This is a genomic window from Kitasatospora sp. MBT66 (assembly GCF_000710405.2).
Taxonomy (GTDB): domain Bacteria; phylum Actinomycetota; class Actinomycetes; order Streptomycetales; family Streptomycetaceae; genus Kitasatospora; species Kitasatospora purpeofusca.
This window is the reverse complement of the sequence record NZ_JAIY01000004.1, coordinates 927,532-934,112: the sequence shown is the minus strand read 5'-3', so window position 1 is coordinate 934,112 and position 6,581 is coordinate 927,532. Positions and strand designations below refer to the sequence as shown.

Here is a 6,581-nt window from a genome sequence, read left to right as displayed (position 1 = left end):
CCGTGTACCCGCCGGTCACCGGCTACCCGTCGACCGACGCCGCACCCGTCGCCGCACCGGACGACGCACCGCCGCCGCTGCCCCGCCGCAGCCACCGCCGCGGCCGCGCCGCGACCCGGCACGCCGCCAACGCCGCCCCCACCCCGCCGCCGGCCCCGCCGTACCGCTCGGCGCAGCAGGCCCAGGCGTTCATGTCGATGTTCCAGGCCGGCACCGCCGGCGGCCGCTCGGCCGCCCGGACCGGCTCCCAGGACCCGCACGACCCTTCCCTTCCCCCTTCCCCCCAGCTTCCCCAGCGCTCCGGAGAGTTCCATGACCACCACCCCTGACCTCGGCTGGCTGCTCGCCGACATCGTCAACGTCCCGCAGGTCCAGCACGCCGTCGTGGTGTCCAACGACGGCCTGGAGATCGGGCGGAGCGAGGGCATCGTGCGCGAGGACGCGGAGCGGCTCCCCGCGGCCTGCTCCGGCCTCCAGTCGCTGGCCCGCGGTGTCGCCCAGGGCTTCGGCGGCCGCGGCAGCGCGACCCGGCAGATCGTGATCGAGTACGGCGGCGGCTACCTCTTCATCGTCGCCGCCGGGGCCGGGGCCCACCTGGCGGTGGTGACCGGCGACGACGTCGACGCCGGCCTGGTGGCCTACCAGATGCAGGTCCTGGTCGAGCGGATCGGCACCCACCTCACGAGCCCGCCGCGCGCCGATCTCGCGGCGGGGGGCCAGCGGTGAGCGGCGGCGGTCCGGTCCGCCCCTACGTCATCACCGGCGGCCGCAGCCGGCCCACCCGCACCGAGCTGGCGTTCGAGAGCCTGGTCGTCGCGTTAGCGGACCGGCCCGAACTCCCCGAGCACGCCCTGCTCAACCGTGAGCACCGGCGGATCCTCGACCTCTGCCACAGCCTGCTGTCGATCGCCGAGGTGGCCGCCCACCTGGGGCTGCCGCTCGGGGTCGTCAAGGTCCTGGTCGGCGATCTCTGGGACCTCGGCGCCGTCCAGGTACTCCCGCCCGTTCCGCAGGCCGAACGCCTGCCCACCACTCTTCTGGAAGAGGTACTCGTTGGCCTCCGCCAACTCCGCTGACCCGGTCGCCGGCCCGCCCGCCGCACCGCAGTACCTGCCGCCGTCCGTCCAGGGCGCGGTGAAGATCCTCGTCACCGGCCCGTTCGGGGTCGGCAAGACCACCCTGGTCGGCTCACTGAGCGAGATCTCCCCGCTGCGCACCGAGGAGACCATGACAGCCGCCAGCAGCGGCGTGGACGACCTCACCGGGCGCGGCGGCAAGACCACCACCACGGTGGCGCTGGACTTCGGCCGGATCACCCTCAACCCCCGGCTCGCGCTGTACCTGTTCGGCACGCCCGGACAGCAGCGGTTCTGGCCGCTCTGGGACGACCTGTCGCGCGGCGCGCTGGGCGCGATCGCCATGGTCGACCTGCGGCGTCCGGACGAGAGCTTCGACGTGCTCGGACGGCTGGAGGAGCAGCAGATCCCGTTCGCGGTCGCCGTCAACACCTTCCCGGACACCCCGAGTTACCCGGAGGAGGAGCTGCGGTCGGCGCTGGACCTGCTGCCCGGGGCGCCGATCCTGTACTGCGACGCCCGGGACCGGCGGGCCGCGTACGACCTGCTGATCGACTTCGTCGACCACCTGTACCGCACCTCCGTCCTGGAGCCGCAGCGATGACCGTTCCCGAGCCCGGTACGACGGCCGTCCCGCCGCCCGGGTGCCCCGCGCACGCGGCCGGCGGCGGCGTGCCCCCCGCCACGGGCCACGGCGGCGTCCCACCGACCGCGGCCCACGGCGGCACCCTGCCCGGCGGACTGCCGGTCGGAGTGCCGCTCACCCCGCTCTACGGCTCCGCCGTCGCCGACGACCCGCACGGCCTGTACGCCCGGCTGCGCGCCCAGTACGGCCCGGTGGCACCGATCGAGCTGGAACCCGGGGTCGAGTCCTGGCTCGTGCTCGGCTACCCCGAACTGCTCGAACTCACCCGCAACGAGGCGCTGTTCTCCAAGGACTCGCGCCGCTGGCGGGTCCCCGCCGAGGGCCGGCTGGCCGCCGACTCCCGGCTCCAGCCGATGACCTCCTGGCGCCCCACCCTGCTCAACCTGGACGGCGCCGAGCACCAGCGGCTGCGCGCCGCCGTCGCCGACACCCTCGCCCGGGTCGACCACCGGCAGCTGCGCGAGACCACCGAGGCCGCCGCCGACGCGCTGATCGACAGCTGGGGACCCGACGGCACCGCCGACCTGGTCGCCCAGTACGCGCGCCGGCTACCGCTGCTGGTCTTCACCCAACTGCTCGGCCTGCCCGACGAGGCGGGCGCGCACCTGATCCGGCTGATCAGCCACATCGCCGACAGCGGCCCCGAATCGGTGCGCGCCAACCAGGAGTTCCAGGCCCTCCTGGTCGACCTGGTGCGACAGCGCCGCACCACACCCGGCGCCGACCTCACCTCCTGGCTGCTCGCCCACCCGGCCGGGCTGACCGACGAGGAAGCGGTGCACCACCTGGTGGTGCTGATGATCGCCGGGAACGAGACCACCATCTGCTGGACCGGCAACACCCTGCGGCTGCTGCTCACCGACCGGCGCTTCCGGGCCACCCTCACCGGCGGCCGGCTGACCGTCGCCGACGCGCTGGAGGAGGTGCTCTGGCGCGACCCGCCGACGCAGAACTTCCCCGGCCGGTGGGCCACTTCGGACACCGTGCTCGGCGGCCAGTTCATCGCCCGCGGCGACATGCTCGTGCTCGGCCTGGCCGCGGCCAACGCCGACCCGGCCGCCCAGGGCCCCGGCGCCCACGGCCACGCGTCGATCGGGCACGCGTCGATCGGCGGCAACCGGGCCCACCTGGCCTGGGGCGCGGGCAAGCACGTCTGCCCGGCCCAGCACCCGGCCCGGATCATCGTCGAGACCGCCGTCGAGACCCTGCTGCACCGCCTGCCGGACCTCCAACTCGCCGTCCCCCCGCACGAGCTGGCCTGGCGCCCGTCCCCCTGGTCGCGCGCCCTGATCAGCCTGCCGGTGCTCTACAGCGCCTTCACCCCGCCCCGCCCGCCAGCTCCCGAGAGGCCCTCCGCATGGACACCGCCGCAGATACCGCAGACTCCGCAGACGCCGGGGACGGCGTCGGGGGGAGCCTTGAGAACGACCTCGGCGACGGCCTCGGGGACGGCCTCGGCAACGGAAGACCCGAGCCCGTCCTCCTCGACGCCTTCGGACGCGACCAGCACGGGGAGAACGCCCGGCTCCGAGGAGCCGGCCCGGCGGTCCTGGTGGAACTCCCTGGCGGGGTGGTGGTCTGGGCGATAACCCACCACGACACCCTCCAGGAGCTCCTCGCCGACCCCCGCGTCGGCAAGAACCCGCAGCTGTGGACCCAGTTCCGGGAGGGCCGGCTGCCCGAGGGCTGGCCGCTGATCAACTTCGTCACCGTCCCCGGCATGATCACCGTCGACGGCGAGGACCACCGGCGGCTGCGCGGACTCGTCACCCAGGCCTTCACCCCGCGCCGGGTGGCCGCCCTGCAGCCCGCCGTCGAGACCAGGACCACCGCCCTGCTCGACCGGATCGGCGAGCTGGACGGCGCGTTCGACCTGCGCGAGCACTTCGCCTACCCGCTGCCGATGCAGGTGATCGGCGAACTGCTCGGCCTGCCGCCCAAGCAGCAGGACGAACTGCACGAACTGTCCGACATCCTGGTCTCCAGCTCCGCCACCCCCGGGGCCGCCGCCGCCGCGCAGCAGTCGCTGTTCGCGCTGCTCGCCTCGGTGGTCGCCGCCAAGCGGGCCGAACCCGGTGACGACCTCACCACCGACCTCATCGCCGCCCGCGCGGAGGACGACCGGCTCGGCGAGCCGGAACTCGTCGGCACCCTGCTGCTGATGCTGGTCGCCGGACACGAGACCACGCTCAACCTGATCACCAACGCGGTGCGCGCCCTGCTCGCCCACCCCGAGCAGCTGCGGACGGTGCTGGACGGCACGGTGCCGTGGTCGGCCGTGGTCGAGGAGACGCTGCGGTACGACTCGCCGGTCGGACAGTTCCCGCTCCGCTACGCCGCCGAGGACATCCAGGTCGGCGACGTGGTGATCCGGCGCGGCGAGGCGCTGCTCGCCTCGTACGCGGCCGCCGGGCGGGACGAGGCCCACTACCCCGACGCCGACCGCTTCGACCTCGGCCGGCAGCCGAACCGGCACCTGTCCTTCGGGCACGGCCCGCACTTCTGCCTGGGCTCGGGGCTGGCCCGGCTGGAGGCGGAGACGGCGCTGCGGTTCCTGTTCGAGCGCTACCCCCGGCTCGCGCTCGCGGACGGGCCGGAGCCGGAGCCGATCGCCTCGTTCGTCAGCAACAGCGTGCGCACGCTGCGGGTCACGGTCTGACCCGCCGGTCGCCGCGCGGGCCGCGGTGACCTCGGGGCGGCCGGGTCGTTGGGGGGTTCATGAAGAAACTCGCCACCCTGGCCGCCCTCACCGTGGCCGGTCTCGCCGCCGCCGTGCCGTCCGCGTCCGCCGCCACCTCCACCGCGGCCTCCCCGGACGCGCTCGGCGGCCTGTCCAACGGGATGACCCTCTCGCCCGCCGACCTGCTGCTGCACGAGGCGAAGGACCTGCCGGTGGTCGGCGGTACGGCGAGCGAGATCGAGGCCATCGGCACCAACCAGATGACCCACCCGGGCCTCAGCGGCGAGATCGGGCACGGCCTGTGAGCGGCGTGCGGCGACCCGGCGCGCTCCTGCTGGCCGCGCTGGCGCTGGCCGCCGCACCGACCGCCGCGTTCGCCGCGGACTCGGGCCCGGACTCCGGCTCGGGCTCGGGCTCCGGTGGTGGCGCGGCGACCGGGCCGGACTTCGCGGCCGCCGCGGCCTGTCTGCAGGAGTTCGCGGCCGTCCCCGCCCTCGGCAGCCACGGCGCCGGGCCCACCACCTGCTCCAACGGCAACATCGTCAACCACGCCGTGGGCACGCTCGGCACCCTCGGCGCGCTCACCGGCTGACGAACAGCCCCTGCAACTCCCCGTAGTCGAGCCCGCCGTCGAGCGCGGAGTACGTTCCGTCCCCGTACACCTCCTCGGCGGCGCGGCGCACCGCCGCGTACGCCGCCTTCGCCAGACCGGGCCCCAGACTGATCCGGGCCACGCCCAGCGCCGCCAGCTCCGGCACCGACGGCGAGCCCGGCCCGGCCAGCACATTGAGCGGCGCCGGGACGGCCCCGACCAGTGCGGCGATCACCGCCGGATCGGACACCCCCGGGGCGAACACGCCGTCCGCACCCGCCTCGACGTAGGCCCGCAGCCTGGCCACCGCCTCGTCCAGCAGCTCCGCCGGGTCCGCGGCGCCCCCGGCGTGCAGGAAGACATCGGTGCGGCCGTTGACGAACAGCGGCACCCCGGCCGCGTCCGCCGCCGCCCGGGCCGCCGCGATCCGCTCGGCCGCCTCGGCCAGCGGCCGGCCCCCGTCCTCCAGATTGACGCCGACCGCGCCGGTGGCGAGCAGTGCTCCGACCGTCCCGCCGACGCCCGCGGCGGTCTCCGCGAACCCGCGCTCCAGGTCCGCCGTGACCGGCAGCGGGCCGGCCGCGCGCACGATCAGCTCCGTCTGCGCCAGCACTCGAGAGCGGTCGGCGCCCTCGCCGTCGGCGCGGCCGAGCGCCCAGCTGACGCTCGCGCTGGCGGAGGCGAGGGCCCGCGCCCCGGCCACCGCGACCAGCCGGGCACTCGTCGCGTCCCAGACGTTGGCGAGCACCAGCGGCTCGCCCGGGCGGTGGAGTTCGCGCAGGACGCGGGCCTTCTCCCGCTGCTCGACCGTCATCGTCCGCCGCCCCGCTACTTCGCGGCCGGGCTGAGCCGGGTGCCGACGCCGATCCGGTTCCAGGCGTTGATGGTGATGATCAGCGCGATCAGCTGCGCCAGCTCGGCCTCCTCGAAGTGCGCGGCCGCCTCGTTGTAGACGGCGTCCGGCACATGGCCCTGGGTGAGCAGGGTGAAGGACTCGGTCAGCGCCAGGGCGGCGCGCTCCTTGGCGGTGAACCACGGGGTCTCGCGCCAGGCCGGGAGGGAGAGCAGGCGGTGGTTCTGCTCGCCGTGGCCGAGGGCGTCGGTGCTGTGCATGTCGATGCAGAAGGCGCAGCCGTTGATCATCGAGGCGTGCACCTTGACCAGCTCGGCGAGGACCGGGTCCACGCCCTGGCGGGCCCGGCGGTCCAGGCCGATCATCGCCTTGTAGAAGTCGGGGGCGAGGTCGGGCAGCGAGATGCGCTGGGCGGGCGCGGGGACCGGGGTGTCGGCGGGGGTGACGGGGGTGTTGTTCGTGGTCGTCATAGCGCTCAGCCTAGGGGCGTGGTGGCCTGACGCTTCGGTACGTTCGGGCGCGGAAATCGTGGGCCACTCCGGTGGCGGGCATTCGCTGCGGCAGCCGCTGCCGCCCGCCCTCCCCTGGTCACTCCCACTCTCTCCCCTCGTCCCTGCTTTGCACTCCGCACTTTGCAAAGTGTGACTTTGCAAAGTGCGGAGGAGGGCGGGGAAGGGCGGGGAAGGCCCGAATCGGGGCGGAGCAAGGGGGAGGGCTCGGGTCTCCGCACACTT

General features: G+C 74.7%; 9 protein-coding genes and 1 pseudogene. 8 read left to right on the top strand and 2 right to left on the bottom strand.

Annotated features, from left to right (window positions below; all coding sequences use genetic code 11):
* From BI06_RS50535 to BI06_RS10835, 8 genes and pseudogenes are all read left to right on the top strand, one after another.
* Nucleotides 1-329: pseudogene (locus BI06_RS50535) on the top strand (hypothetical protein); the annotation flags it as partial.
* Nucleotides 313-726 carry a roadblock/LC7 domain-containing protein gene (locus BI06_RS10860; protein WP_043467224.1) on the top strand — a complete coding sequence of 138 codons (414 nt, stop codon included), beginning with the start codon at nucleotides 313-315 and terminating at the stop codon, nucleotides 724-726. The pseudogene BI06_RS50535 and the gene BI06_RS10860, both read left to right, overlap by 17 nt.
* Nucleotides 723-1,076, top strand: a complete 354-nt coding sequence (locus BI06_RS10855) for a DUF742 domain-containing protein (RefSeq protein ID WP_030397832.1) — start codon at nucleotides 723-725, stop codon at nucleotides 1,074-1,076. The genes BI06_RS10860 and BI06_RS10855 overlap by 4 nt, the downstream gene beginning before the upstream one ends.
* Nucleotides 1,054-1,680 (top strand): ATP/GTP-binding protein, encoded by a 627-nt coding sequence (locus BI06_RS10850; RefSeq protein WP_051740650.1) that lies wholly within the window; start codon nucleotides 1,054-1,056, stop codon nucleotides 1,678-1,680. The genes BI06_RS10855 and BI06_RS10850 overlap by 23 nt, the downstream gene beginning before the upstream one ends.
* Nucleotides 1,677-3,311 carry a cytochrome P450 gene (locus BI06_RS53340; protein ID WP_233290093.1) on the top strand — a complete coding sequence of 545 codons (1,635 nt, stop codon included), beginning with the start codon at nucleotides 1,677-1,679 and terminating at the stop codon, nucleotides 3,309-3,311. Before BI06_RS10850 ends, BI06_RS53340 begins: the two co-directional genes overlap by 4 nt.
* On the top strand, nucleotides 3,275-4,381 hold the full coding sequence (locus tag BI06_RS46120; protein ID WP_233290092.1) for a cytochrome P450: 1,107 nt from the start codon (nucleotides 3,275-3,277) through the stop codon (nucleotides 4,379-4,381). Before BI06_RS53340 ends, BI06_RS46120 begins: the two co-directional genes overlap by 37 nt.
* A 59-nt stretch (nucleotides 4,382-4,440) precedes the next feature.
* Entirely contained in the window at nucleotides 4,441-4,707 is a 267-nt protein-coding gene (locus tag BI06_RS47940) for a hypothetical protein (RefSeq protein ID WP_030397828.1), read from the top strand.
* A gap of 5 nt (nucleotides 4,708-4,712) precedes the next feature.
* Nucleotides 4,713-4,994, top strand: coding sequence for a hypothetical protein (locus BI06_RS10835; RefSeq protein ID WP_082558431.1), 282 nt, complete (start codon nucleotides 4,713-4,715; stop codon nucleotides 4,992-4,994).
* On the opposite strand, the gene BI06_RS10830 is transcribed toward BI06_RS10835, so the two are convergent.
* Both BI06_RS10830 and BI06_RS10825 read right to left on the bottom strand, forming a co-directional pair.
* Nucleotides 4,984-5,808: an isocitrate lyase/phosphoenolpyruvate mutase family protein gene (locus BI06_RS10830; RefSeq protein ID WP_043467221.1), complete on the bottom strand. Its 825-nt coding sequence runs from the start codon at nucleotides 5,806-5,808 to the stop codon at nucleotides 4,984-4,986. The two genes, BI06_RS10835 and BI06_RS10830, sit on opposite strands and share 11 nt — an antisense overlap.
* A gap of 14 nt (nucleotides 5,809-5,822) precedes the next feature.
* Nucleotides 5,823-6,317 carry a carboxymuconolactone decarboxylase family protein gene (locus BI06_RS10825; protein ID WP_030397825.1) on the bottom strand — a complete coding sequence of 165 codons (495 nt, stop codon included), beginning with the start codon at nucleotides 6,315-6,317 and terminating at the stop codon, nucleotides 5,823-5,825.
* Between the last annotated feature and the right edge of the window lie 264 nt (nucleotides 6,318-6,581).

Coding starts and splice junctions, on each gene's coding strand:
- BI06_RS10825 (WP_030397825.1), bottom strand. CDS start 6,317: ATGACGACCACGAACAACACCCCCGTCACCCCCGCCGACACCCCGGTC.
- BI06_RS53340 (WP_233290093.1), top strand. CDS start 1,677: ATGACCGTTCCCGAGCCCGGTACGACGGCCGTCCCGCCGCCCGGGTGC.
- BI06_RS10860 (WP_043467224.1), top strand. CDS start 313: ATGACCACCACCCCTGACCTCGGCTGGCTGCTCGCCGACATCGTCAAC.
- BI06_RS47940 (WP_030397828.1), top strand. CDS start 4,441: ATGAAGAAACTCGCCACCCTGGCCGCCCTCACCGTGGCCGGTCTCGCC.
- BI06_RS10830 (WP_043467221.1), bottom strand. CDS start 5,808: ATGACGGTCGAGCAGCGGGAGAAGGCCCGCGTCCTGCGCGAACTCCAC.